This is a genomic window from Egicoccus sp. AB-alg6-2 (assembly GCF_041821025.1).
In the GTDB taxonomy this organism is placed as follows: domain Bacteria; phylum Actinomycetota; class Nitriliruptoria; order Nitriliruptorales; family Nitriliruptoraceae; genus Egicoccus.
Window position 1 is genome coordinate 315,224 of record NZ_JBGUAY010000004.1, and the last position, 25,501, is coordinate 340,724.

Sequence of the window (25,501 nt, forward strand, 5' to 3'; positions counted from 1 at the left end):
ACCACACGCCTGTGGTTCGCGACGCTACCAGTCGGCCCTCGCCGCACCCCCCAGGCGCCGCGTTCCCCACGGGTCACGCGCAGGGAGCGCCCGGCGGTGTTCGTCGCGGGGATCAGGGCTCGGTCAGGACCAGCGGGCCGTCGTCGGTGACGGCGATGGTGTGCTCGGCGTGCGAGGCCCGTGAGCCGTCGACGGTGCGGATCGTCCACCCGTCCTCGTCGAGGCGCACGTCGTCGTTGCCGCCGGCCATGAACATCGGCTCGATCGCGATCACCAGGCCGGGCCGCAGTCGCAGGCCCCGACCGGGCTCACCCTCGTTGGGCACGGAGGGGTCCTCGTGCATCTGGCGGCCCACGCCGTGACCACCCCAGCCCTGCGGGATGCCGAAGCCCAGGCCGCGGCCGATGGCGCCGATCGCCGCCCCGACGTCACCGAGTCGCGCGCCGGGCACCGCGGCCGCGATACCGGCCGCGAGTGCGTCCTCGGCGCCCTGCCGCAACCGCTCGTCGCCGTCGCGGGGGGTACCGATGCTGAAGGTGACGGCGGCATCGCCGACCCACCCGTCGAGGATCGCCCCGAAGTCGATGCTGAGCAGGTCGCCGTCCTCCAGCGGTTCGTCGGTGGGGATGCCGTGGACGACGACGTCATTCTTGGAAGCGCAGATGACGCCGGGGAACGGGCGCGGCGCGAAGTGGGGGTGGTAGTCGAGGAACGCCGAGGTCGCGCCGTGCTCGCGCAGCACGTCGCGGGCGACCTCGTCGAGGTCGCGCAGCGTCACGCCGACGTCGGCGGCGGCACGCATCGCCCGGTGCGCCCGGGCGACGACGCGCCCGGCCTCGCGCAGCGCGCCGATGTCCTTGCGCGACTTGCGGATGATCACGGTGTCGTCTCCTCCGGCCCGTCCAGTGGCTGCCACCAGGCCGCTGGCAGCGTCAGCCCTGCGGCAGTGAGGGTCCCCACCAGGTCGTCGGGCAACGGTTCGACGACGGCGACGTCGGCACCGGTCACCGGGTGGGCGAACGCGAGTCGGCCGGCATGGAGGGCGACCCGCTCGGCCCCGAGCCGCTCGGCCAGTCCGGCCGACCCGCGATAGGTGCCGTCGGCGACGATCGGGTGCCCGAGTGCGGACAGGTGCACACGGATCTGGTGGGTCCGGCCGGTCTCGAGTGCGCAGGCGAGCAACGAGACGGCCTGCCCCGAGGCGTTTCCGACGGCCTGGTCGAGCACCACGTACCTCGTGACCGAGGGCTTGCCGTCGTCACGCACGGCGAAGCGGGTCCGGTCGGAGGGGTCGCGTCCCAACGGCGCCTCGATGCGGCCGCGGCGGGCCCGCGGCGTACCCTGGACGACGGCGAGGTAGCGGCGCGAGATCTCGCGCCGCTGCAGCGCCCGGACCAGCTGTGCGTGTGCGGCATCGGTCTTGGCCACCACCAGCAGTCCCGAGGTGTCCCGGTCGAGGCGGTGGACGATCCCGGGCCGCTCCTGGCCGGCCGCCGCCGCCAGGGGCACGCCGGCGTCGAGCAGCGCGTCGACGAGCGTGCCGTCGGGCTGGCCGTGGCCGGGATGCACGACCAGGCCGGCCGGCTTGGCCAGGACGAGCAGGTGGTCGTCCTCGTAGCGGATGGGCGGCACCGGCGGTGGCGGGGACGGCACGACCGCCGCCGCCTCGTCGGTCAGGACCAGCTCCTGACCGGCCCGCACCCGCTGCTGCTTGCTGAGCGTGCGCCCGTCGGTGCGCACCTCCCCCGCGGCGACGCGGGCGGCCGCCCGCGAGCGGGAGACGTCGAGCAGGGCCGCCAGCGCCACGTCCAGGCGTTGGCCGTCCTGGTCCTCGGGGACGACGAAGCGGCTCACGGTGGGCCGGGGCGGTCGACGCTCGCCTCGTCGGACGCCGCGGCCTCGAGTTCGGCCCGGGCGACCCGCTCCTCGCGCCACAGCGCGGCGGTCAACAACACGAAGCCCACGGTGATGGCCGAATCGGCGACGTTGAAGCGCGGAAAGGTGCCCCAGGCGACGAAGTCGACGACGTCGCCCTGGAAGAAGCCGCTGGTCTCGCCCACCATGTTGGGCCGCACGAGCCGGTCGATGGCGTTACCGAGTGCCCCGGCGAGCAGCAGCCCGTAGGCGCTCGCCTGCAACAGCGAGGTCGTCTGCGGCAGTGCCCGTGCGACGATCACCGCGACGAGCACCGTCACGATCAGGAACAGCCACGTCGGCGCAGGGATGCCGAAGGCCGCGCCGGGGTTGTAGACCAGCTGCCAACCGACGGCGTCACCGAACAGCGGGGCGTACTCGCCCGGGTCGAGCCGCGTCTCGGCCAGTTCCTTCGTCGCCTGGTCGAGCACGACGACGGCGGCCGCGATCAGGACCGCCAACTGGACCGGAAGCCGCGACGCCGGCCGCGGCGCAGGGTCCGCGTCGGGTCGGGAGCTGGTCACCGGCCGGTCTCGTCCCGGCGCTTGCAGTCCATGCACAGCGTCGCATAGGGCAGCGCTTCGAGCCGGGCGGTCTCGATCGCGTTCCCGCACCGTTCGCAGGTGCCGTAGGCGCCGGCGTCCATCCGTCGGAGCGCGTCGTCGATCTGCGACAGCAGCCGTCGCGCGTGGTTGGACAGCGACTGGGCGGTCTCACGCTCGAAGCTGGCCGAGCCCGCGTCCGCCGGGTCGTCGTCGAACCCGCCCTCGCGCCAGTTGTTGACGTCCGCCTCGGCGTCGAGGTCCGCGACCTGGTTGGTCAGCGTGGCACGCTCGTCGAGCAACTCCTGACGGAGACCGTCGAGCTGCTTCTTGGAGAGGGTGTTCTTGCGTGCCATGGCGGCGGACCGTACCAGACCGATCCGGCGCCGATGCCGCCACCGACCACCGGGTGGCCGTGCCGTGCTTCCGCCACGTGACCACGCGCCGTATGCTGGCACGAGCACCACGACGCTGTGACACGGACACGGCGGCGGGACCACACGCGCGACGAGCGAACCGGGACGGTGAAAGCCGGTGGCGCGTGCCCGGCGTCATCACCGTCGAGCGGCCGTCACGAAGCCCGGGCCGCCCGGGTGCGTAGTGGCGGACGGTCCCCGCACGACACGCGGGCCGACCCGGATCCTGTGGGCGGAAGCCAACGAAGCGGGCCCGCCGACCCCCCGGTCCGGCAGGTCAACGAGGGTGGTACCGCGGCGTCACGACGTCGTCCCTCGGGAAGCGAGCCGGCATCCGCCCCGCCCCGAGGTCCCCATGAGCACCTGGCCCACCGTCGCCGCCCAGCCCGATCTGCCTCGGCTCGAGGAAGCGGTCCTCGAACGCTGGCGCGAGCTGGACGTGTTCGCCCGGAGCCTGCGTCAGCGCGCGGACGGACCGGTGTGGACCTTCTACGAGGGCCCGCCGACCGCCAACGGGCGGCCCGGCACCCACCACGTCGAAGCCCGCACGTTCAAGGACATCTTCCCGCGCTACCGCACCATGAAGGGCGACTTCGTGCGCCGCAAGGGCGGGTGGGACTGTCACGGCCTGCCGGTGGAGCTCGAGGTCGAGAAGGAACTCGGACTCAACTCGAAGGCCGACATCGAGGCCTACGGCATCGAGAAGTTCAACGCCCACTGCCGCGACTCGGTCCTGCGCTACGTCGACGTGTGGGAGCGGTTGACCGAGCGCATCGGCTTCTGGATCGACACCGACGACCCGTACCGCACGATGGACGCCACCTACGTCGACTCGCTGTGGTGGGGTCTGAAGGAGTTGTGGGACCGAGAACTCATCTTCGAGGACTTCCGGGTCGCGCCCTACTGCGGGCGCTGCGGCACGGCACTGTCGGACGCCGAGGTCGCCCAGGGCTACCAGCAGATCGACGACCCCAGCGTCTACGTCCGCTTCCCCGTCCTCGACGGACCGCTCGCCGACGAGGGCGCCGCGCTGGTGGTGTGGACCACGACGCCGTGGACCCTGCCGTCCAACACGGCGTGCGCGGTCGGCCCCGACGTGCGCTACCAGCTCGTTCGCAGCAACGGTGAGCTGCTGGTGCTCGCGGCGGATCTGGTCGACGCCGTACTCGGCGCCGACGCGTCGGCCGACGGGGAGCAGGGACCCGGCCACGAGGTGGTGCGCGAGCTGACGGCCGACGACCTGGTCGGCCTGCACTACGAGGCGCCCTTCACCATCGTCGCGCCCGACGAGGGGCAGGACTGGCGGGTCGTCGTCGCCGCCGACTTCGTGACGACCACCGACGGGTCCGGCATCGTCCACCTCGCCCCCGCCTTCGGCGCCGACGACATGGAGATCGGCCGCGCCAACGGCCTGCCGGTACTCAACCCGGTCGACCGTGAAGGCAGGTTCACCGTCGGGCCGTGGGCCGGCACGTTCGTCAAGGACGCGGATCCGGCCATCATCGAGGCGTTGACGGCATCGGGCCGGCTGCTGCGCGCGGCCCGCTACACCCACGCCTATCCGCACTGCTGGCGGTGCAAGCGCCCGCTGATCTACTACGCGAAGCCGTCGTGGTACATCCGCACCACCGCGGTGCGCGACCAGCTGCTCGCGAACAACGCCGGTATCGACTGGCATCCCGAGCACATCCGCGACGGCCGGTTCGGCAACTGGCTCGAGAACAACGTCGACTGGGCCCTCTCGCGCGACCGGTACTGGGGCACGCCGCTGCCGTTCTGGCGCTGCGACACGGGCCACGTGACCGTCGTCGGCTCCCGTGCGGAGCTGTCGCGCCTGACCGGCGAGGACCACAGCGAGCTCGACCCGCACCGGCCCTACGTCGACGAGGTGGTGCTCGACTGTGGCGAGTGCGGGGAGCCGGCGCAGCGGGTGCCCGACGTCGCCGACGCCTGGTTCGACTCGGGGGCGATGCCCTACGCGCAGTGGGGCTACCCGCACCAGGGCCAGGAGGAGTTCGCGCGCCACTTCCCCGCCGACTACATCTGCGAGGCGATCGACCAGACCCGCGGCTGGTTCTACACCCTGCTGGCGGAGTCGACGCTGCTGTTCGGCGAGAGCTCGTACCGCACCTGCGTCTGCCTCGGTCACATCGTGGACGAGGACGGCCGCAAGATGTCCAAGTCCCTGGGCAACATCCTCGACCCGTGGGAGCTGATCGGCAGCCACGGCGCCGACGCGATGCGCTGGCTGATGCTGGCCGAGGGCAATCCGTGGGTGTCCCGGCGGGTCGGGCCACAGCTGCTCGAGGACGTCGTACGGCGGTTCCTGCTGACGATCTGGAACACGCACGTCTTCTTCACCACCTACGCCACCATCGACGGCTTCGACGTGCATGCGCCGGCGCCGGCGGTCGGCGACCGCCCCGCGTCCGACCGATGGGTCCTGGCCGAGCTGGCCGACCTGACCTCGACGGTGGACCGGGCCCTGCAGCACTACGACGTGTCCACCGCGACCCGCCGGCTCGAGCGCTTCGTCGACGACCTGTCCAACTGGTACGTGCGCCGCAACCGGCGCCGGTTCTGGAAGGCCGCCGCCGACGATCCCGCGGACAAGGCGGCCGCCTACCACACCCTCCACACGTGTCTGACGACGCTGTCGCAGCTCTTGGCACCGTTCACGCCCTTCTTCGCCGAGCGGCTCTGGCTCGACCTCGTGGTGTCCCAGGACCCCGAGGCGCCGGTGTCGGTGCACCTGACCGACTTCCCGGTCGCGGACCCCGACTGGGTCGACGACGACCTGCGGGCGGCGATGGTCACGGCACGGCGCGTGGTCGAGCTCGGACGCCAGGCACGCACGACCTCGGCGGTGAAGGTCCGCCAGCCGCTGGCGCGGGCGTTGGTCACCGTGCCCGAGTCGGAACGGGCGGGACTCGCCAGCCTCGTCGCCGACGTCGCCGAGGAACTCAACGTCAGACAGGTCGAACTCGGCGACGGCACCGGCGACCTGGTCGAGCGGTCGCTCAAACCCAACTTCCGCGCCCTCGGTCCGGCCTTCGGCAAGCAGTCCCCCCTCGTCGGCAACGCCCTGCGCGACGCCGGTCCCGACGAGGCCGCCGACGTCGCGGCGAGCCTGGCACGCGAGGGACAGGCGCAGCTGGCCGTCGGGGACGGGACGGTCACGGTCACCACGGACATGGTCGAGGTGGTCGAGTCTCCACGGACCGGCTGGGCCGTCGCGTCCCAGGGCAGCACCTCGTTCGCGTTGGACACGGCACTCACCCGCGAACTCGAGGTCGAGGGTGCGGCGCGGGAACTGGTACGCGCGGTCAACGACCTCCGCAAGGGCGAAGGGCTCGCCCTCGACGACCGGATCGCACTGACGGTCGCGGTCTCCCCGCCAGACCTCGACGCCGAGTTGGCCGCCGCCGGCCTGTACGACCTCCTCGGGCGCGAGGTGTTGGCGACCCGGGTGGTCCGCGACGAGCCCGAACAGCCCCGGGAGGTCGACCTGGGTCCGGGCTCGGCACGGGTGGCGATCGAGGTCGCGACATGATTCGGCGGCTGTCGTGGGCGCTGTTGTTCGCCACGCTGGGGGCCGGCGTCGTCGGCGCCGCCCGCCAGCGGCGCGAGATCGTCCACCCGGGCGGCGCGACCCGACCGCCCGCGACGCCGCCGCCGACGCCGGGACCGGTGGGTCGCGCGCTCGCCGGGTGGGTTCCTCCGCCGCCGAGAACGGCCACCGGCAGGGCCGCGGCGCTGGTCTGGGCCTCGCCCCTCACGGCCGTCGGACTGCTCGTGGCGTTCGTCTCCGGTGGCCGTCCCCGGTGGCACCCCGAGTACGGCTGCTTCGTCACCGAGGGTGTCCGCGGTCCCTCGGCGCTCGCCCTCCGGCTCGTCGGGGCCGAGGCGAACGCGATCGGGCACGTGGTGTTGTCGCGCCACGGGACCAACGCCGCGGCCCTGCTCGCCCACGAAGCGGTGCACGTGCGGCAGGCCGAACGGCTCGGCCCGCTGCTGTTCCCGCTCTACCTGTGGTTGTCCGCCCGGTACGGCTACCGCCACCATCCGATCGAGCAGGCAGCGCGGCTCGGCGCGCGACGTGCGGTCGAGGCGGCCGGTCCGACGGGGCGTCGCCCCGTCTGACCGCGTGACCTCAGCGCAGCTGCTCCTGGACCGACTGCGCCAGCGCCGGGGTCATCCCCGCGACCTCGCTCAGTTCCTCGACGGACGCCGCACGGATCGCCTCGACGGTGCCGAATCGCTCGAGCAGGGCTGCGCGCCGGCTCGGACCGAGCCCGCGGACCCCGGCGAGCGGATCCGGGGTGTCGGCGACCGGACTGGTGGCCGGTGCCGACCGCCGGACGACGGCGGCTCGTCGATCGGGACGGACCGCTTCGGGCGCGTCCGCGTCGTTGTCGGTCACGGGCCCGGTCGTGGCGGCAGACGCCGGCGCGGTGCCGCCGACGAGAGGCGCCGGGGTCCCCGTCGCATCACCGCGTCGGCGCAGCAGGACGCTGGCGCCGAGCAGCAGCATCGACAGCAGGCAGGCGGCGATCGAGAGGTAGATCAGCGTCAGGCCGTCCTGGAACCACCCGAGCACCAGGAGCACCGCCGCGGCCACGACCAGCACGAGGCTGAGCAGGATCACCGGTCACCTCCGGCTCCGTCACCGTCGGGAAGCGACACGTGCTCGTGTCCCGGTGGCAGGCTCGTCGGCGACGTGCCGCCTGCCTCCAGCACCAGCGGTGGGTCCACCGGCGGCACGAAGTCCAGGGCGACGCCCGGCGTGCCGTCGAGCACCCGCAACTGGTCCAGTTGTCCCAGCAGGTGCTGCTCGTAGACCGCGCGGTTGCGATCGGCCAGGGCACGCAATCCGTCGATGCGGTCCTCGATGGCGGCGCGCTGCTCCCGGGCCGCGTCGAGTTCGGCGCGGGCGGCAGCCTCGGCAGCCTCGATGATCTGTGCCGCCCGCTCGGCAGCTGCGTCGAGCTGGCCACGGACCTCGCGCTCGCAGGCCTCGCGCAGTTCGTCCGCCTGCTCGCGCGCGTCCTCGAGCGCGCGCGAGGCGGCCCCCTCGGCGACGGCGGCGTTGCGACGCACCGCGCTCTCGCGCTCGAGTGCCTGCGCGAGGCGGGCCTCGGCGTCGCGCACGCGTCGCCGCAGTTCGTCGAGCTCGCGGTCGGTGCGCTCGATCTGGTCCGCGATCTGGTCGAGCAGTTCGTCGACCTGGTCCCGTGCGTAACCGCGCGTCGCGCGTCTCAGCTGGTAGTTGGCCAGGTCCTCGGGGCGCAGGGCCATCGGCTCCTCCTCGGGTCGCGGACGGCTACAGGCCGAGCCGGGACGTGACACCCATCAGGATGCGAACGGCGATGAACAGCACGATGATCGACAGGTCCAGCGCGACGCCGCCGAGCCGCAGCGGCGGGATGGCCCGGCGCAAGGGCGCGGCCACCGGCTCCACCACGCGGCGCACCCCGAGCACGAACGGCATCAGCGGCTCGGGCGGGCGCGGCACCCACGAGAAGATGACGTGGGCGAGCAGCACGATCAGGAAGATCTGCAGGAGCAGGGTGATCACGACTCAGCCTTCGGCGCTGGCGTTGATGCGGTAGCCGAGGTCGCTCAGCCGTCGCCGCTCCTCCGCGGGCAGGTGGACCCCCTCGGGGACCAGCAGGAAGGCGCGGGCGCCAACCTTGGTGAGCCGCCCGCGCAGGGCGTAGGTCAGCCCGGACACGAAGTCGACGATGCGGCGCGCATCGGCCGCACTGGCGCGGGAGAGGTCGAACAGCACCGCCTGGCCGGTGCGGTAGCGCGCCCCGACGGCCGGCACGTCGTCGAAACCAGACAGCTCGACGACCGCCGCCCGGGCGGACTGCACGCTCGGCACCGCGCGGACGTGGACGTCACCGGTGGAGATCGGACCACGCAGGGGACGCACCGTGCCCTCGTCGGGCTCACGCACCCGCGCCGGGTGGGGCTGCGCGGAAGATCCCGCGGCCCCCGGCTCGGTGCGCGCGCGCGACGGGCGCGGCGTCGCGTGCTCGGCGTGGGGGTCGTCCTCGGGCACGAACTGCTCCGCGCCGCCGTCGTAGTCCTCGTCCGGCTCTTCCTTCAGCCCGAGGTAGATCAGCGTGCGGTTCCACATGCCGCTGCTCACGTACCAACCTCCTGTGGGCGCCACGGCCCCGCGGCGCGGGGACCGAACAACGCCGTACCGATCCGGACCATCGTCGCGCCCTCGGCCACGGCCGCCTCGAGATCTGCGGACATGCCCATGGAGAGGTGGACGACCTCCGGAAAACGTGCTTTTGCGTCGTCGCGCAGGTGGCGCAACGCCGCGAAGTGCGGACGGGCGGCCTCGGCCGGTGGCGCTCCCGGCCCCGGCAGGGGCGGGATCGTCATCAGGCCTTCGACCGTGAGATGCGGGAGGTCGCGAGCGTAGGCGACCAGGTCCAGGGCCTCGTCCATTCCACACCCGTGCTTGGCCGGGTCCCCACCCACGTTGACCTGCACCAGGACGCGCTGGACCACACCGAGCTCGGAGGCCTGGCGCGACAGCGTGTCGGCCAGCGACCGGCGGTCGAGGCTGTGCACCAGCACGGCGTGCCCGACGACCTGTTTGACCTTGTTGCGCTGCAGGTTGCCGACCAGGTGCCACCTCGCCCCGTCCACCAGCGGCATCTTCGCCGCCAGTTCCTGGACGCGGTTCTCGCCGAGTTCCTCGACGCCGGCCGCGACCGCCGCACGCGCGGTGGCCGGCGAATGGGTCTTGGTGACGCCGATCAGGCGGACGTCGGCGGGCTGGCGTCCCGCGGCCTCGGCAGCGCGGGCCAGGCGCTCGCGCACCTGCCGCACCCGGGTGGCGAGGTCCGGTCCCTTCGGCATGCCGGTCACGAGGTGGCCCCGGCACACACGACCAGGCCGAACTGCCGGCCGGTCCCGGGGTCGGACCGGTGACTGAACCAGCGCTGCTGCGGGTCGCAGCGGGTGCAGCCGTCCGTGCGGCGAACCGTGGGCACGCCGGCGGCGCGCAACTGCGCGTCGACGGCCGCCGGCAGGTCCAGGGCCGGCGTGCCCCAGGTGGTCGTGGCGTCCGCGGCCGGTTCGTTCGCCACCACCTCGGCGTGCATCGGCTCGGGCACCTCGTAGCAGCAGCCGCCGATCGCCGGACCGACGGCGGCGCGGACGGTCTCCGGTCCCGCGCCCAGTCCGGCCAGCGTGTCCAGCGCCGCCGCGACCACGCCGTCCTGGACGCCGCGTCGCCCGGCGTGGACGGCCGCGACGGCGCCCGCCCCGGCGAGCAGGACGGGGACGCAGTCGGCGACCGCGACGGCGAGCGGACGCCCCGGCTGGGCGGTCACGAGCGCGTCGACACCCCGGAGTTCGGCACCGGCCGGGGTGTCGCCGTCGACGACCGCGACCTCGGCACCGTGCACCTGGTGCATGGTGACCCACGTGGCGGGCGCGAACCCGATCCGCCGTCCCACCTCGGCGCGCGTGTCGGCGAGCACGGCCGGCTGGTGCGGGCGACGGTGGGACAGGTTGCCGGCCACCCCGACCGGCGGCCGCGGACGATCGGGGTCGCGTCCGGTGAACCACGCGCCCACGCGCTCGCCGAGATCGACGTCGAGGAGCAGCACGGACACCTGGGGACCCGTCAGCGCAGGAAGGACGGGACGTCGAGGTCGTCGTCGCTGTCGTCGGTGTCGTCGATGACGAGCACGGGTGCGGGCTCGGGCCGGCTGGGCCGGAACACCTCGTCCTGCTCGTCATCGTCCTCGGCGGGGGTGGCTGCCGGGGCGGCGACGGGCTCGGGCGTGCCGGCGACCGCGCCGGTGGCGCCAGCCGTGTCGGGCTCCTTGACGGCGTCGAACTTGTCGAAGCCGGCGGCGATGACGGTGACCTTGACCTCGTCACCCAGCGAGTCGTCGATGACGGCGCCGAAGATGATGTTGGCGTCCGGGTGGGCGGCCTTGGTGATGACGTCGGCAGCCTCGTTGACCTCGAACAGTCCGAGGTCGCTGCCGCCGGCCAGCATCAGCAGCACCCCGCGGGCGCCGTCGATGGAGGCCTCGAGCAGCGGCGAGCTGATGGCGAGCTGCGCCGCCTCCAGCGAACGCGAGTCACCACGGGCCTTGCCGATGCCCATCAACGCGCTGCCGGCGTCCTTCATCACGGTGCGCACGTCGGCGAAGTCGAGGTTGATCAGCCCCGGCGTGGTGATCAAATCGGTGATGCCCTGCACCCCCTGCAGCAGCACCTCGTCCGCGAGCCCGAACGCCTGCACGACCGAGGTCTGACCGTCGGAGATCTGCAGGAGCCGGTCGTTGGGGATCACGATGAGGGTGTCGACCTCCTCCTTGAGGCTGGCGATCCCCTCCTCGGCCTGGGTCGAGCGCTTGCGCCCCTCGAAGGCGAAGGGCCGGGTCACGACGCCGATCGTGAGCGCCCCGATCTCCTTCGCCAGCTGGGCCACCATCGGTGCGGCGCCGGTACCGGTCCCGCCGCCCTCGCCGGCGGTGACGAACACCATGTCGGCGCCCTTGAGCACCTCGGTGATCTCGTCCTTGTGGTCCTCGGCCGCCTGGCGCCCCACCGAGGGGTCGGCGCCGGCACCGAGGCCGCGGGTGAGCTCACGCCCGATGTCGAGCTTGACGTCGGCGTCCGACATCAGCAGCGCCTGGGCGTCGGTGTTGATCGCGATGAACTCCACACCGCGTAGACCAGCGTCGATCATCCGGTTGACGGCATTGACGCCGCCGCCGCCGATACCGACGACCTTGATCACCGCGAGGTAGTTCGACGGGTTCGCCCCCATGGGCTCCTCCTGCGTTCTCGACCGGGCGGGCGGACCTGCCGCTCACGCCTGCGGGCACACCGGACCGGCGGTCCAGCGTCGGGGCGGGGCGAGATCCCGGGCCGCGTCGCCCACCAACGGTGCGGACAGCACGGTGGCGGAAGCGACGTGACGACGGACCAAGCCTCGACCTCAAGTAGAGGTGAACACTTATGTCAACCTCTGGTGGCGGGTGACCGTAACGTCCGCCGCGACGCCGGGCAAGCAACTACGACGTCCGAGGCGCCCGACCCGGCTCGCTCGCCGCAACTGGTGCCGAAAACGCACGCCGGAAGCGCCACGGGAACTTCGCGGGCGGCCATCCCGCGCGCGGTGGCTGCGCTTCCCTCGTGCGGATTCCGCGGTCCGAGCGCCGCCCGGTGATGCCTCGGCGCGGTCGTGACGTCGCGACGGGGCTGACCTCTGGCCGCCATCACCGCCGCGCCACCGCACTACCGCGGCGCCACGGCCGCGCCACCGTCCCCGCACCGCGGGCGGTCAGGGCGGGGTGAAGACCGGTGTGCTCGGGGCGCGGACGTCGATGGAGGCCACCTCGGTGCCGTCGAGGTCCTCGAGCACCGCGCCCAGCGCACGGACCTTCTCGTCGACCCGCTCGGCGCGGCCGAAGTGGACCAGGAGGCCGTCGGCGAGGTGCAGGTCGAGTTCGTCGGGGCCGTCGGCGTCGTAGCGGACCACCTCGGCGCGCAGGGGCCCGGACAACCGCCGCCAGGCCTGGTGGGCGTTGGCCAGGGCCGGTTCCTCGTCGACGTGCTCGCCCGGCTCGGGCAGTGCGTGCGCCGTCACGATCTCGGGCAGACCGTCGACCCGTCCCTCGGCGAGCACGACGCCGTCGCGGTCGAGCAGCACACGGCGATCACCGTGCCGGGCGTTGAGCGCCGGGACGCGCTCGACGACCTCGATCTCGATCGACAGCGGATCGATCCGGCGTGCGGTGGCCTCCCGGACGAGCGGGAGTTCCTCCACGCGTTCTTCGGCGTCGCCGAGCCGCAGGCGCAGCGTCGAGGTCCCGATCGGCAGGTCCGCCGCCTCGATCACCGCCTGCGGGTCCAGCCGCGACGTGCCACGCACCTGCACCTCCTCGAGCGCGACCAGGTCGCTGCGCTCGACGACGAAGAGGGCGACGGCCAACAGTACGAGCAGGCACAGCACGATGGTGCGGCGCAGTCGGTGCTGACGACGCTGTTCGCGGACCTGCCGCCGCCGTTCGGCGATCCGCTCGTCGATCACGGGTCCAGTCCCCCGTCACGGAAGTCGCCCAGCATGGCGACCTCCGGCCGCAGGCGGATGCCGAACCGTTCCTCGACCCGGCCGCGGACCTCGCGGATGAGCGCCCGGACGTCGGTCGCGGTCGCGCCGGGCGAGGTCACGATGAAGTTGGCGTGGCGATCGCTGATCCGTGCGCCACCGACCGCCAGGGCCTTGCCCCCGACCGCCTCGACGAGGCGACCGGCGCTGTCGTCGGGCGGGTTGGTGAAGACCGAGCCGCAGTTGGGCTCGTTGAGTGGCTGGTGCTCGCGCCGCCAGCCGCGGATCTCGCGGATCTCCCGCTTGAGGTCGTCGGGCGAGCCGGGCTCGAGCCGCAACGTCGCGTCGACGACGACCGCGTCGTCGGGGAGCGCGGAGTGCCGGTAGGTCAGCCCCAGTGCCGCCGACGGCCACGTCTCGCGGGTGCCGCTGGAGAAGCGGACGACGTCGACCTCGACGAGGTGATCGGCCATCTGCCCGCCGTGGGCGCCGGCGTTCATGCGTACCGCTCCCCCGAGGGTGCCCGGCACCGCACACGCCCAGGCGAATCCCCCGTAGCCGGCCTCGGCGACGCGGACGGCCAGGGCGGGCAACGGCTCGGCGGCGCCGGCACGCACCCGCCCGTCGCCGCCGTCCTCCAGGCCGCGGAACCCGCGACCGAGCTGGACCGCGACCCCGGGCCAGCCGGCGTCGGCCACCAACATGTTCGACCCTCGGCCGACGACCGTCCACGGCACGCCGTGGTGCCGGCAGGCGGTGCCGACGGCCGCCAGGTCGTCGTCGCGTTCGGCAACGACCAGCACCCGCGCCGGCCCACCGACCCGCAGGGTGGTCAGCTCCGCGAGCGACGCCCCCGGGCGCACCTCGCCGACCACGCCGGCTCGCAGCGCCGACACGAGCGCGTCGTCGCTCGCCGTCGCTTCGGGGCCGGCCGCCGTTCCGGTGCCCATCATCAGTGACGTCCGAGCCGTGCCAGCAGCGCCGGGCCGACCTGGGTCACGTCCCCCGCGCCCGTGGTCAGCACCAGGTCGCCCGCGCGGACGTGCTCGACCAGTGCCTCGACCACGTCGCCGAGGTGCGGCTGGTAGACGACCTTCGCACCGGCGGACTCGGCCGCATCGGCGACCAACCGCCCGGTCACGCCCGGGACGGGCGCCTCGCTGGAGGCGTAGACGTCGGTCACGACCACGAGGTCCGCGGCCGCGGCCGCGCGTCCCAGTTCGGCCCCGAGCACCTGCGTCCGTGAGTAGCGGTGCGGCTGCACGACCACGACGATGCGGTCCGCCCCGGTGGAGCGCGCCGCCGCGAGGGTCGCCCGCAGTTCGGTCGGGTGGTGGGCGTAGTCGTCGACGACCTCCACGTCACCGGCCGTTCCCAGGCGCTGGAACCGCCGTGCCGCCCCGGTGAACCGGGTCAGCCCGTCGGCCGCCCGCTGCAGGTCGACGCCGAGGCTCGCACAGACGGCAAGCGCGGCCGCCGCGTTCAGCGCGTTGTGACGCCCCGGCACCCCCAGCTGCAGGGTGCAGGCCAGTTCACCTTCGCGACGCAACTCGTGCACGCCGTCGTCGCCGAGCAACAGGCGGAGGTCGGCGCGTGGGCTGGTCCCGTAGGTGAGGACGGGTCCACCGATGGTGTCGGCGAGCGCGAAGCTGCCGGGGTCGTCGGCGCACAGGATGGCCGGCGCGCCCTCGGTGCGGCGTGCCAGGAAATCCTCGAAGGCGGCGACGACGTCGGCCTCGTCGGTGAACTCGTCGGGGTGGTCGTGCTCGAGGTTGGTCACCACGGCCAGGTCGGGGCGGTAGAACAGGAACGAGCGGTCCGACTCGTCGGCCTCGGCGACGAACACCCCGTCGCTGCCGCCGTGGGCGTTCGTGCCGCTCTCGTTGAGCGAGCCGCCGATGGCGAAGCTCGGGTCCTGGCCGGCGGCCTGCAGCGCCACGACCGTCATCGAGGTCGTGGTGGTCTTGCCGTGCGTGCCGGCGATGAGCACGGCCCGCTCGCCGGCCATGAGTGCCGCGAGCATCTCGGCGCGACGGAGCACGTGCAGGCCACCGTCTCGTGCGGCGACCAGCTCGGGGTTGTCGGCCGGGACCGCGGTCGAGATGACCACGATCTCGGCGTCCCCGAGGTGGCTGGCGGCGTGCCCGATCTCGACCCGGGCCCCGAGCACGCGCAGCTCGGCCACCGAGCGGCCCTCCTGCAGGTCCGAACCGGACACCGTGTGCCCGCGCTGCAGCAGGATCCTGGCGATGCCGGACATCCCCGCCCCGCCGATGCCGATGAGATGGACCCGCCTGGCCGTGTCCAGCAACGTCATCGGTGCTTCTCCTTCGGCTCGAGTTGCTCGAGGACCAACCGCGCGACGTTGGCCGCGGCATCCGGCCGCCCGAACGCCCGTGAGGCGGTCGACATCGTGCGGTGGCGATCGGGGTCGGTCAGCAGCGGCTGCGCGGCAGCCACCAGGGCGGCCCCGTCGAGGTCCTGGTCGGCCACCGCAACGGCGCCGCCGGTCTGCTCGAGCGCCTGCGCGTTGAGGGTCTGGTGGTCGCCCGTGGCAGAAGGATAGGGAACCAGGACGGCCGGCAGACCGAGCACGGTCAGCTCGGCGATCGAGGTGGCGCCCGCCCGACACACCACGACGTCGGCGGCGGCGTAGGCGCGCGCCATGTCGTCGATGAAGTCGAGCACCCGCACGCGGATACCGGGCCGGGCGGCACGGACGGGTTCCCAGGCGGCAACGGCGTCGTCGTGAAGCGTGCGCCCGACCGCGTGCAGGATCTGCAGGCCGTCGACGTCCCAGCGGGGGTGGGCATCGAGGACGGCGTCGTTGAGCGAGCGGGCGCCCTGGCTGCCGCCGAAGACCAGCAGCGTGGGCACGTCGGGCTCGAGCCCGAACGCCGTTCGTGCCGCGGCGCGCTCGGCGTCGCGGTCGAGACGCAGCAGCTCCTCGCGGACCGGGTCTCCGGTCACGGCACACCGTTCCGGATGGGGGAAGCGGTCCGCCGATCCGGGGAAGGTCACGGCCACCCGGTCCGCCCAGCGCGACGCGATCCGGTTCGTGAGCCCGGGCACGGCGTTCTGCTCGTGGATGACGAGCGGCAGACCCAGGCGCTTCGCCGCCCGGTCGAGCGGGAACGAGACGTAGCCGCCGAAGGTGACGACCGCGGCGGCCTGCTCCTCGCGGGCGATGCGCTCGCACGCCGCAACGGCACGACGCACGGCGAACGGCACCTTCAGCAGCGTCGGAGACGGCCGGCGCGGCACGGCCACGGCGTCGATCAGGTGCAACCGGAAGCCCGCGGCCGGTACCAGCCGCGCCTCGAGGCGGTCGGGCACACCGACGAAGACCGGCTCGACGTCGGCCTGACGCACCAGCTCGTGGGCCACGGCGATGGCGGGGAACACGTGGCCGGCCGTGCCACCTCCGGCGACGAGCAGCTTGGTGGTCACGAGGCGTCTCCGGAGCGGTGGATCAGGCGCGGCGTGGTGGTGTGCGGCCGCAGACGCGTGACGACGGGCGGCGTCGAGCGCGCGATGCTGACCAGGATCCCGAGCGCCACCAGCGTGGACACCAGCGACGAGCCACCGACCGACACCAGCGGCAGGGTGACGCCGGTGATGGGCAGCAGCCCGGTCACGGTGCCGATGTTGATCAGCGCCTGCCCGACGATCCATGCGGTGATGCCGAACGCGACGGTGCGCGCGAAGCCTTCCTCGGCGCCGTAGGCGGCCCGCAGGCCGAAGTACAGCAACGCCGCGAACAGGCCCAGCACGAGCGTCGCGCCGAGCAGACCCAGCTCCTCGCCGATGATGGCGAAGATGAAGTCGGTCTCGGGGTTGGGGACGAAGTTCCACTTGGAGCGTGACGAGCCGAGCCCCACGCCGAACCAGCCACCCTCGCCGAGGGCGAACAGCGACTGCATCAACTGGTAGCCGGTCCCCAGGGGGTCCGCCTCGGGATCGAGCCAGCCCGTGATTCGGCGGAGGCGGTAGGGCGCGACGACCGCGAGCACGGCGATGGAGACGAGCCCCAGGAAGGCGCCGACCGCGACGTACTTGCCCGGCAGGCCCTCGACCCACAGGACGGCGCCGACGATGAGGCCGAGCAGGATCGTGGTCCCGAGGTCGGGTTGGAGGAGCACGAGGACGGCCAGCAGGACCAGCATCGGGATGGCCGGCACGTTGAGGTGGGCGGTGGTGTGCAGCGAGCCGTCGCGCGGTCGCTTGCGCTCGAGGACATCGGCGATCCACAGCAGGGCGGCGAGCTTGGCCACCTCGGAGGGCTGCACGACCATCGGGCCGAAGCCGAGCCAGCGGGTCGAGCCGAACCGCGTCACACCGACGCCGGGCACCAGCACCAGCAGCAGCCCGATCAGCGAGGCAGCCATGAGCGGCCAGGCCAGGCGCCGCCAGATGCGGTGGTCGAGGTTGGCGGTCACCACGAAGGCCGGCACGCCGAGCGCCGCCCACACCAGCTGCCGCCGGAACACCCCGAACGGGTCACCGGCCTCCGCGGCGTCGACGATGCTGGCCGAATAGCTCATCACGAGCCCCGTCAGCAGCAGCACCACCGTCACCACCGTCAGCGCGGTCGCGTCACCGTTCCACGCGCCGGGACGCCAGCGTTCGCGGAGCCTGACGAGCCGCCCTCCGGTCGGCGGCTGCCGGTCGCGTGCCGTGGTCGGGGCACGACCGCTGTTCGTCGGTGCGCTCATCGTGGTTCTCCTCGGCCGCTCGACGTCGGGTCGGTGTCCAAGGCTCGCACGGCGGCGGCGAATCTCTCGCCACGTTGCGCATAGCCGGAGAACTGGTCGAACGAAGCGCACGCCGGCGCGAGGAGCACGGTGTCCCCGGGCCGGGCGACCGCGACGGCGGCAGCGACCGCCTCCTCCATCGAGTCCGCGCCCTCCGCCGGCACCCCGACACCGGCGCACACCTCGGCCAGTTCGGACGCGGCGGTGCCGATCAGCACGGCATGGCGCACCGCCGTGAGCTCGCTGGCCAGGGCCGAGAGGTCGACGCCCTTCGCGAGGCCGCCGGCGATCCAGACGATGGACGGCGCCGAGCGCAGGGCGGCGGCGGCGGCATGCACGTTGGTCGCCTTGGAGTCGTCGACGAACCGCACGCCGTCGCGTTCGGCGACCAGCTCGAGGCGGTGGGCACCGGGGTGGAACGCGCGCGCGGCGTCGGCGACCGCTCCGGCGTCGACACCGGCCAGCAGGGCTGCGGCCGCGGCCGCCGCGACGTTTGCGACGTGGTGCGGCGCGTCCGAGGTGAGTTCGTCGACCCGCAGCAGCCGACCTCCGAACCCCGGCGTCGCGGCCACCAGCGCACCGCCGACCACGCCGACGCCGATGCCGGACACCGCACCCGTGCCGTCGAAGGTCGCGCGTCCGGCCGGGGCGAACCGGTCCGCGAGCGCGAGGGTGGTCGCGTCCGACGCGTTGGCGACGGCCCAGTCCCCCGGTTGCTGTGCGATCCAGATCCGGGCTTTCGCGGCCCCGTAGGCGGCCGCGTCGGCGTGCCAGTCCAGGTGGTCGTCGGCAAGGTTGAGCAGGACGCCGACCTCGGGCCGCAGCCGGTGCACGAAGCGCAGCTGGAACGACGACAGCTCGGCGACCAGCACGGCGTCGTGGGGCGCCTCGGCGGCCGCCTCGGTGAACGGCGTGCCGATGTTGCCGCAGGTGCGGGCGTCCAACCCGGCGGTCCGCAGCATGGCGCCGAGCAGTTCGGTGACCGAGGTCTTGCCGTTGGTGCCGGTCACGGCCAGCAGCCGTCGAGGATGCAGGCGGCCGCCGAGTTCGGGTTCGGACCAGACGGGCAGGTCGCGCTCGGCCGCGGCGCGCAGCACCGGGGCGTGCTCGGGCACGCCTGGCGAGGGCACCACCAGGTCGACGTCGTCGAGGCGGTCCACCGCGACGGCGCCCAGGGCCACCTCGGCACCGAGATCGGCGAGGACGGCGGCGCCCGGATGGTCGTCCCGGTCGTCGACCACGAGCACCGAGATCCCGGCGGCCCGCAACGCGCTGGCCGCAGCCATGCCGGATGCGCCGAGCCCGACGACCAGGGCGCGGTCGATGCCCTCCAGCGGCGCGGGCCCGTCGGCGGTACGGCTCATCCCAGCGGACCGAAGCGGGACAGGTACTCGGCGTAGAACGACCCGAGGCCCAGCGCGACCCCGATGCCGGCGATGATCCAGAAGCGCACGATGATCGTGGTCTCCTGCCAGCCGAGCAGCTCGAAGTGGTGGTGGATCGGCGCCATCCGGAACACGCGCTTGCCGGCGGTCCGGAACACCGCCACCTGGATGATCACGGACAGGGTCTCGAGGACGTACAGGCCGCCGAGCAGGACCAGCAGGACCTGCGTGTTGGTGAACACCGCCACGGCCGCCAGGAGGCCACCCAGCGCGAGGGATCCCGTGTCCCCCATGAAGATGCTGGCCGGCGGCGCGTTGTGCCACAGGAAGCCGGCGCAGGCCGCCATCACGGCCGCGACGATGATCGCGACGTCGAGCGCCTCGCCCGGGAGCATCGGGTAGGCGAACGGGTTGCGGAACTGCCAGAAGGCGATCAGGGTGTACGCGCCGAACACCAGGGCGCCGGATCCGGCCGCCAGTCCGTCGAGCCCGTCGGTCAGGTTCACCGCGTTCGACGCCCCGGCGAGCAGGAGGAAGATCCAGAGGAAGAACGCCCAGCCGGGCAGCTGCAGCTCGATGCCACCGACCACGGACACGTTCTGCGGCAGGTTGGTGAATGCCGGTCCGGCGAAGGCGAACACCGCCGCGATGATGGCCTGGCCCAGGAACTTCGCGGTCTTGCTCAGGCCCAGGTTGCGCCGCATGCGCAGCTTGATGAAGTCGTCGGCGAAGCCGACGACCGCCATGCCGACGAACACGAACATCACCAGCCAGCCGGCCCGCGTGAACGACGCCGAGGTCAGGTGGGCCACCAGGAAGCCCGCGAGGGCCGCCAGCACGATCGCCGCGCCCCCCATCGTGGGCGTCCCGGCCTTTGCGTGGTGGGCCTCGGGACCCTCCTCGCGGATGAACTGGCCGAACCCGCGCTCACGGAAGTAGGTGATGACCAGCGGCGTGCCGGCCAGGGCGGCGATCAGCGCGATCGTGCCCGAGATGAGGATGGCGATCACGTCAGCGTTGCCTCCGTGTCCGGTCCGTCCCCCGGTTCGGTTCGTGCTGCGACGAGACCGTCCGCCACGCGTTCGAGGCCGCCGACGCGCGACGCCTTGACGAGCACCACGTCGCCGTCGGCCGTGCGCTCGAGCAGGTGGGCCAGCGCCGCCTCCGCGTCGGCGACCTCGACGACCCGGTCCGCTGGCAGGCCGGCGTCACGGGCGCCGCGGGCGATCGCTGCGGCTTCGGCGCCGACGACCAGGACCTCGTCGACGTCCAGTTCCTCGCATCGGCGTCCGACCGCGAGATGCTCGGCGTCGTGGTCGGCGCCGATCTCGGCCATCACCCCGAGCACGGCGTGGGTGCGGCCGGTGCGCTCGACGGCGACCAGGGTCTGCAGGGCCGCCGCGACCGAGGTGGGGTTGGCGTTGTAGGCGTCGTTGACCACGACCACGCCACCGGCCTCGACCACCTCGCCACGCCAGCGGCTGACCGGCGCGTGGCCCAGCGCGGCCGCGGCGTCGTCGAGGTCGACACCGAGGTGCCCGGCGACGGCCAGGGCGAGCAGCGCGTTGCCGACGTGGTGGCGACCGGCGATCGGCAGGGAGACGTGTGTCCGGCCCCAGGGCGTGACGACGGTGGCGCTGGGGCGTGCGTGGCGGTCGAGCACGATGTCGGTGGCGTACACGTCGGCGTCGGGATCCTCGAGGGCCACCCGGATGACGGCCGGCGCGTGGTCGGCCATGGCGGCCACGCGCGGGTCCGCGACGTTGAGCACCGCGGTGCCGTCCGGCCCCAGCGACTCGACGAGCTCACGCTTGGCGACGGCGATGTCGTCGATGGTGCCGAAGATCTCGAGGTGGACCCCGGCGACCGCGGTCACGACCGCGAGGTCGGGCGCCACGATCGGAGCCAGCGCGGCGATGTCGCCGACGTGACGGGCACCGATCTCGGTCACCAGCGCCTGGGTGTCCGCGGTCAACTCGAGCAGCGTGAGCGGCACCCCGAGCTCGTTGTTGAACGAGCCACGCGCCGCGACCGTGCGCTGCCCGGCGCCGACCGCCGCGGCCGTGAAGTCCTTGACCGTGGTCTTGCCGACGGATCCGGTGATGGCCACGGCGACCGGATCGACACGCCGACGGACCTCGGCCGCGAGGTCGCGCAGTGCCCGCCAGGTGTCGTCGACCACGACCTGTGCCACCGCAGACGGCACGTCGAGCCGGCGCGAGACCAGCAGGGCGCCGGCCCCGTTGGTCACCGCGTCCGGCGCGTGGTCGTGACCGTCGGCCCGCTCGCCCGGAAGCGCCACGAAGAGGGCCCCCTGCGGCAGCGTGCGCGAGTCGGTGCCGACCGCCTCGACCGGGGTCAGGGGGTCGCCGTGCAAGGTGCCGCCGACCGCGTCGGCGATCTCGTCGAGCGTCATCACGATCATGGGCGCGTCTCCTGCAGCAACTCGCGCGCGACCTGCCGGTCGTCGAAGGGCAGGGTCCGGTCGGCGAACTCCTGGCCGGTCTCGTGGCCCTTGCCGGCGATGACGACCACGTCGCCGTCACGGGCGTTCGCGAGGGCCCACGCGATCGCATCGCGGCGGTCCACCTCGACGTGGACCTCAGCGGGGGCGCCGGCGGTGACCGCCCCGTTGGCGCCTGCGGCGACCGCGTCGAGGATGGCGCGTGGGTCCTCGGTGCGGGGGTTGTCGGAGGTTAGGACGGCGACGTCCGCACCTGCGGCGGCCGCCCCCATCGGGCCGCGCTTGGCACGGTCGCGGTCGCCCCCCGCACCGAGCACCACCAGCACGCGCCGATCGGGTTCGAGGAGGTCGCGCACCGTCGCCAGCACCTGTTCCACCGCGTCGGGCGTGTGCGCGTAGTCGACCAGGACGGTGAAGGGTTGGCCGACGTCGACGCGTTCGAGGCGTCCTGGCGCCCCCGGACAGGCCGCGACCCCGCGGGCGGCGACCTCGGCAGGCACGCCAGCGGCGACCGCGGCGACCACGGCCGTCGCGGCGTTGCTGAGGTTGAACCGGCCGGGGAACGCGGTTCCGATCGCCAGGTCGATCCCGTCGCCGACGAGGCGTGCGCGCGAACCGGTGACGTCGGCGTGCTCGTCGACGATCCGGATGTCGGCGTCGTCGTCGCGCCCCAGGGTGGTGAGGGGGACCTCGGCGACCTCGAGGAGACGGCGGGCCCAGGGGCTGTCGAGGTGTACGACACCGCGGTCGGTGAGACCGGGGGTGAACAACCGTGCCTTGGCGGCGAAGTAGGCCTCCATCGTCTCGTGCCAGTCGAGGTGGTCCTGGCTCAGGTTGGTCCACACCCCGACGGCGAACCGGGTCCCGTCCACGCGGTGCAGGTCGAGCCCGTGCGAGGAGACCTCCATGGCCACCGCGTCGGCGCCACGGTCGTACATGCGTCGCAGCAGGCGCTGCAGGTCGGGACCTTCGGGGGTGGTGCGCACGCCCGGCTGGGTCTCGCCGTGGATGCGGGTCTCGACCGTGCCGATGACCCCGGTCCCCATCGCCGCCGCCGCGAATGCCGCCTCGAGCAGGTAGACGGTCGTGGTCTTGCCGTTGGTGCCGGTGACGCCGACGACCCGCAACTGCTCGCTCGGGTTGCCATGCACGACGGCCGCCGCGGGCCCGGCTGCCTCGCGCACCGAGGGCACGCGGACCTGCGGGACGGGCAGGTCGAGCCACCGGTCGACGAGCAGTGCCGCGGCGCCCTGCTCGACCGCCGCTGGGGCGAGGTCGTGTCCGTCGACGCTCCGGCCGCGAACGGCGCAGAACAGCCAGCCCGGGCCGACCTGCCGGCTGTCGTGGGTCGCGTCGGCGAGCGCGACGTCGTCGCCTCGACGTTCGGCCGACGGGAGCGCGGCAGCGACGTCGGAAAGGCTCGCCGTCACGTTCTTCCTCGGGCGTCGGGTACGGGGTTGGTGACGCCTGCAGCGGCTGGCCACGCGTCGCGGGAGCCTAACGCCGCCGCCGGGCGCATCCGCGCACCCCGGGGCGTCCGGTCGACCGTGCGGTCACCGCCTGCAGGCTTACTCGTCGACCGGGTCGCCGACGGGCGGAGAACCCGGGTCGTCCGCGGGCAGGGCTGGGTGCTCGGCGGCGGCAGCGGCCTCGGCCGCGGCGAGTCGCGCGGCGTCCATCGCGTCGTCGAGGCTGCGCGAGCCGCCGTCGGGTACGACCCGCCGGGCGGACAGCGCGGCGCGCATCACCTCGCTGAACACCGGGGCGGCGACCACGCCGCCGTAGAACGCCGGCGTGGGCTCGTCGACCATGACCGCGACCACGATCTCGGGTGACTCGACGGGGGCGAACCCGACGAAGGTCGCGATGTACTCCCCGGAGTAGCCACGTGCGTCCGCGCTGGGCTTGCGCGCCGTCCCGGTCTTGCCGGCCGCGCTGTAGCCGGGCACCGCTGCGCGTGCGCCCGTGCCGGATTCGCCGGTCACGACCCGCTCCAGCATCTCGCGTACCTGCGCCGCCGTCTCGGTCGAGACGACGCGCCGTTCGTTGCCGGTGGCGGTGGGCGTCAGACGACCGTCCTCGCCGACCGTGCCGCGCACGATCCTCGGGGTCATCGACACCCCGTCGTTGGCGAGCGTCGCGTAGGAGGTCGCCAACTGCATCAGGGTGACGGCGACCCCCTGACCGATCGAGATCGTGGGCAGCGAGGTCCCCCACCACTTGTCGGTCGGCATGAGCAGGCCGCCGGACTCGCCGGGGAAGCCGACGCCGGTGGGTTGCCCGTACCCGAACTCGCGCAGGTAGTCGTACAGACGGTCGGCGCCCAGCTCCTTGGCGATCTCGATCGTCCCCACGTTGCTGGAACGTTCGACGATGTCGCCGAGGGTCCACCGCTCGCCCGGGAACGGGTGCTGGTCGCGGAAGACCTTGCCGCCGGACTCCACGGCGTTGTTGCTCGGTAGCGAGGTGTCGGCCGTGATCAGCCCCTCCTCGATGGCCGCGGCGACCGTGAGGGCCTTCTGCGTCGAGCCCGGCTCGAAGACGTCGGTGACGGCACGGTTGCGCCACGTCTCGGGCTCGCTGTTGCCGCGTTCGTTGGGGTCGAAGGTCGGCGCGCTGGCCATGCCGAGCACCTCGAAGCTCTTGACGTCGAGGACCAGCACGGTGGCCGACTTGGCGCTGTTGGCCTCGACGGCGTCCGCGGCCGCCTGCTGCGCGGCGTACTGGATGTCGCGGTCGAGGGTGAGGACGAGGTCGGTGCCGGGCTCGGAGGGCTGCAGCTCGCGCGTGCCGGAGGCGATGCCGAGGCCACCGGGCGCCTGCTCGAAGGCGAGCATGCCGGGGCTGCCCTGCAGGATGCCGTCGAACTGCGCCTCGAGTCCCTGCAGGCCCTCGCCGTCGATGCCCGTGAAGCCGACCACCTGGCCGGCGAGTCCTCCCGCCGGGTAGACCCGACGGGGTTCGCTGATCAGTCCGATGCCCGGCAGGCCGAGTTCACGGATGCGCTGACCGACCTCCCAGTCCAGTTGGCGGGCCAGGTAGACGAAGTGGGCGTCGCGCTCGAGGCGGTCACGGACGTCGTCGACGGAGCGTCCCAGGAGCGGGGCCAGCGCAGCGGCGGCGGCGCGGCTGTCGCCGGCGGCGGGCACGGGCTGACCGTCCGGCGTCTGGGAGGGCCGGTACGCGCGCGGGTCGGCGTAGATCGTGGCCGCCTGGATCGAGGTGGCCAGGACGTCGCCCTCGCGGTCGTAGATGCGTCCACGCGTGGCCGCGAGGTCCACGGTGCGTGCGCGCTGACGGACGCTGCGGTCCGCGTAGTCGGGTCCGCGCACGATCTGGATGTGGACGAGCTGGCCGAAGACCATCATGAACACCAGCCCGTACGCCAGCAGCAGCCACCGGATCCGTCGGGTACCGGTCTCGCGGCCCGAGCGTCGGACGCGGGGCGCGACGAGCTCGCGGAGGCGGCGCGGCTGCTGGGTCATCTAGCGCTCCACGGACAGGACGGGCTTGAGGGGGTCGGCGGCGCGGCGGCCGTTGTCCAGTTCGGTCACGGCGCCGTCGGCCGGCAGGTTGCGCGTGAGCTGGACGTGACGGCCGGGTTCGCCGGGCACCAGGCCGAGCTCGAGGGCCGCCTGCCGGATCCGGGCGGGGTCCTCCAGCGCGGCGACGTCGGCCACCAGTTGCGCGTACACGCGCTCGGACTCCGCGACCTGGGCGTCGAGCGCCCGTGCCTGCACCGCGTCGGCGGCGGCCAACGCGTTGAGGGTCACCGTTCCGAACACCGCGCCGCCAAGGACGGCGATGACCAGCAGGGCGAACAGCAGCGTGTGACGCTTCTGCGGCTCGCCGACCACCTCGAGGTGGCGTTGCTGCTGCTCGTCGGTGACGAAACGCTTGCGGGGGGCGGTGATGGCGCTCAAC

General features: G+C 73.3%; 24 protein-coding genes. 2 read left to right on the forward strand and 22 right to left on the reverse strand.

Going from position 1 to position 25,501, the window contains the following annotated elements; translation table 11 throughout:
• Positions 1-112: 112 nt before the first annotated feature.
• Genes map through ACERMF_RS08720 form a run of 4 tightly spaced genes read right to left on the reverse strand, consistent with a single transcriptional unit; the run spans position 113 to position 2,812 of the window.
• Positions 113-880, reverse strand: a complete 768-nt coding sequence (gene map / locus ACERMF_RS08705; RefSeq protein WP_373668669.1) for a type I methionyl aminopeptidase — start codon at positions 878-880, stop codon at positions 113-115.
• Positions 877-1,854: an RluA family pseudouridine synthase gene (locus ACERMF_RS08710; protein ID WP_373668670.1), complete on the reverse strand. Its 978-nt coding sequence runs from the start codon at positions 1,852-1,854 to the stop codon at positions 877-879. The genes map and ACERMF_RS08710 overlap by 4 nt, the downstream gene beginning before the upstream one ends.
• Positions 1,851-2,438, reverse strand: a complete 588-nt coding sequence (locus ACERMF_RS08715) for a signal peptidase II (RefSeq protein ID WP_373668671.1) — start codon at positions 2,436-2,438, stop codon at positions 1,851-1,853. Before ACERMF_RS08715 ends, ACERMF_RS08710 begins: the two co-directional genes overlap by 4 nt.
• Positions 2,435-2,812 carry a TraR/DksA family transcriptional regulator gene (locus ACERMF_RS08720; RefSeq protein ID WP_373668672.1) on the reverse strand — a complete coding sequence of 126 codons (378 nt, stop codon included), beginning with the start codon at positions 2,810-2,812 and terminating at the stop codon, positions 2,435-2,437. Before ACERMF_RS08720 ends, ACERMF_RS08715 begins: the two co-directional genes overlap by 4 nt.
• A 415-nt stretch (positions 2,813-3,227) precedes the next feature.
• Here ACERMF_RS08720 and ileS point away from each other — a divergent pair, with 415 nt between their 5' ends.
• On the forward strand, positions 3,228-6,425 hold the full coding sequence (gene ileS, locus ACERMF_RS08725; RefSeq protein WP_373668673.1) for an isoleucine--tRNA ligase: 3,198 nt from the start codon (positions 3,228-3,230) through the stop codon (positions 6,423-6,425).
• Positions 6,422-7,015, forward strand: a complete 594-nt coding sequence (locus ACERMF_RS08730) for a hypothetical protein (protein ID WP_373668674.1) — start codon at positions 6,422-6,424, stop codon at positions 7,013-7,015. The genes ileS and ACERMF_RS08730 overlap by 4 nt, the downstream gene beginning before the upstream one ends.
• A 10-nt stretch (positions 7,016-7,025) precedes the next feature.
• Here the strand turns inward: ACERMF_RS08730 and ACERMF_RS08735 are convergent, their stop codons facing one another.
• The 18 genes from ACERMF_RS08735 to ACERMF_RS08820 all read right to left on the reverse strand — a co-directional run bounded on the left by ACERMF_RS08735 (position 7,026) and on the right by ACERMF_RS08820 (position 25,500).
• A complete protein-coding gene (locus ACERMF_RS08735; protein WP_373668675.1) occupies positions 7,026-7,520 on the reverse strand; it encodes a helix-hairpin-helix domain-containing protein in 495 nt (164 codons plus the stop codon).
• Entirely contained in the window at positions 7,517-8,170 is a 654-nt protein-coding gene (locus tag ACERMF_RS08740) for a DivIVA domain-containing protein (protein WP_373668676.1), read from the reverse strand. The genes ACERMF_RS08735 and ACERMF_RS08740 overlap by 4 nt, the downstream gene beginning before the upstream one ends.
• Before the next feature lie 25 nt (positions 8,171-8,195).
• Positions 8,196-8,450 carry a YggT family protein gene (locus ACERMF_RS08745; protein ID WP_373668677.1) on the reverse strand — a complete coding sequence of 85 codons (255 nt, stop codon included), beginning with the start codon at positions 8,448-8,450 and terminating at the stop codon, positions 8,196-8,198.
• A gap of 3 nt (positions 8,451-8,453) precedes the next feature.
• Positions 8,454-9,029 (reverse strand): cell division protein SepF, encoded by a 576-nt coding sequence (locus ACERMF_RS08750; RefSeq protein ID WP_373668678.1) that lies wholly within the window; start codon positions 9,027-9,029, stop codon positions 8,454-8,456.
• Positions 9,026-9,757: a YggS family pyridoxal phosphate-dependent enzyme gene (locus ACERMF_RS08755; protein ID WP_373668679.1), complete on the reverse strand. Its 732-nt coding sequence runs from the start codon at positions 9,755-9,757 to the stop codon at positions 9,026-9,028. The genes ACERMF_RS08750 and ACERMF_RS08755 overlap by 4 nt, the downstream gene beginning before the upstream one ends.
• A 5-nt stretch (positions 9,758-9,762) precedes the next feature.
• Positions 9,763-10,518 (reverse strand): polyphenol oxidase family protein, encoded by a 756-nt coding sequence (locus tag ACERMF_RS08760; RefSeq protein ID WP_373668680.1) that lies wholly within the window; start codon positions 10,516-10,518, stop codon positions 9,763-9,765.
• 11 nt (positions 10,519-10,529) lie between these two features.
• Positions 10,530-11,690, reverse strand: a complete 1,161-nt coding sequence (ftsZ, locus tag ACERMF_RS08765; protein ID WP_373668681.1) for a cell division protein FtsZ — start codon at positions 11,688-11,690, stop codon at positions 10,530-10,532.
• Between the two features lie 516 nt (positions 11,691-12,206).
• Positions 12,207-12,956 (reverse strand): cell division protein FtsQ/DivIB, encoded by a 750-nt coding sequence (locus tag ACERMF_RS08770; protein WP_373668682.1) that lies wholly within the window; start codon positions 12,954-12,956, stop codon positions 12,207-12,209.
• On the reverse strand, positions 12,953-13,927 hold the full coding sequence (gene murB / locus ACERMF_RS08775; RefSeq protein WP_373668683.1) for a UDP-N-acetylmuramate dehydrogenase: 975 nt from the start codon (positions 13,925-13,927) through the stop codon (positions 12,953-12,955). The genes ACERMF_RS08770 and murB overlap by 4 nt, the downstream gene beginning before the upstream one ends.
• Entirely contained in the window at positions 13,927-15,291 is a 1,365-nt protein-coding gene (gene murC / locus ACERMF_RS08780) for a UDP-N-acetylmuramate--L-alanine ligase (protein ID WP_373668684.1), read from the reverse strand. The genes murB and murC overlap by 1 nt, the downstream gene beginning before the upstream one ends.
• The gene (murG, locus tag ACERMF_RS08785) at positions 15,288-16,424 is read right to left on the reverse strand and encodes an undecaprenyldiphospho-muramoylpentapeptide beta-N-acetylglucosaminyltransferase (RefSeq protein WP_373668685.1); all 1,137 of its coding nucleotides are present in this window, start codon (positions 16,422-16,424) and stop codon (positions 15,288-15,290) included. Before murG ends, murC begins: the two co-directional genes overlap by 4 nt.
• Positions 16,421-17,689, reverse strand: a complete 1,269-nt coding sequence (gene ftsW / locus ACERMF_RS08790) for a putative lipid II flippase FtsW (protein ID WP_373668686.1) — start codon at positions 17,687-17,689, stop codon at positions 16,421-16,423. The genes murG and ftsW overlap by 4 nt, the downstream gene beginning before the upstream one ends.
• Positions 17,686-19,092 (reverse strand): UDP-N-acetylmuramoyl-L-alanine--D-glutamate ligase, encoded by a 1,407-nt coding sequence (gene murD / locus ACERMF_RS08795; RefSeq protein ID WP_373668687.1) that lies wholly within the window; start codon positions 19,090-19,092, stop codon positions 17,686-17,688. Before murD ends, ftsW begins: the two co-directional genes overlap by 4 nt.
• On the reverse strand, positions 19,089-20,123 hold the full coding sequence (gene mraY, locus ACERMF_RS08800; protein WP_373668688.1) for a phospho-N-acetylmuramoyl-pentapeptide-transferase: 1,035 nt from the start codon (positions 20,121-20,123) through the stop codon (positions 19,089-19,091). The genes murD and mraY overlap by 4 nt, the downstream gene beginning before the upstream one ends.
• Positions 20,120-21,538 (reverse strand): UDP-N-acetylmuramoyl-tripeptide--D-alanyl-D-alanine ligase, encoded by a 1,419-nt coding sequence (gene murF / locus ACERMF_RS08805; protein WP_373668689.1) that lies wholly within the window; start codon positions 21,536-21,538, stop codon positions 20,120-20,122. The genes mraY and murF overlap by 4 nt, the downstream gene beginning before the upstream one ends.
• Positions 21,535-23,007, reverse strand: a complete 1,473-nt coding sequence (locus ACERMF_RS08810) for a UDP-N-acetylmuramoyl-L-alanyl-D-glutamate--2,6-diaminopimelate ligase (protein WP_373668690.1) — start codon at positions 23,005-23,007, stop codon at positions 21,535-21,537. Before ACERMF_RS08810 ends, murF begins: the two co-directional genes overlap by 4 nt.
• Before the next feature lie 138 nt (positions 23,008-23,145).
• Complete coding sequence (locus tag ACERMF_RS08815) at positions 23,146-25,062, reverse strand: peptidoglycan D,D-transpeptidase FtsI family protein (RefSeq protein ID WP_373668691.1); 1,917 nt, start codon at positions 25,060-25,062, stop codon at positions 23,146-23,148.
• A complete protein-coding gene (locus tag ACERMF_RS08820; protein ID WP_373668692.1) occupies positions 25,063-25,500 on the reverse strand; it encodes a hypothetical protein in 438 nt (145 codons plus the stop codon).
• Position 25,501: the final 1 nt, after the last annotated feature.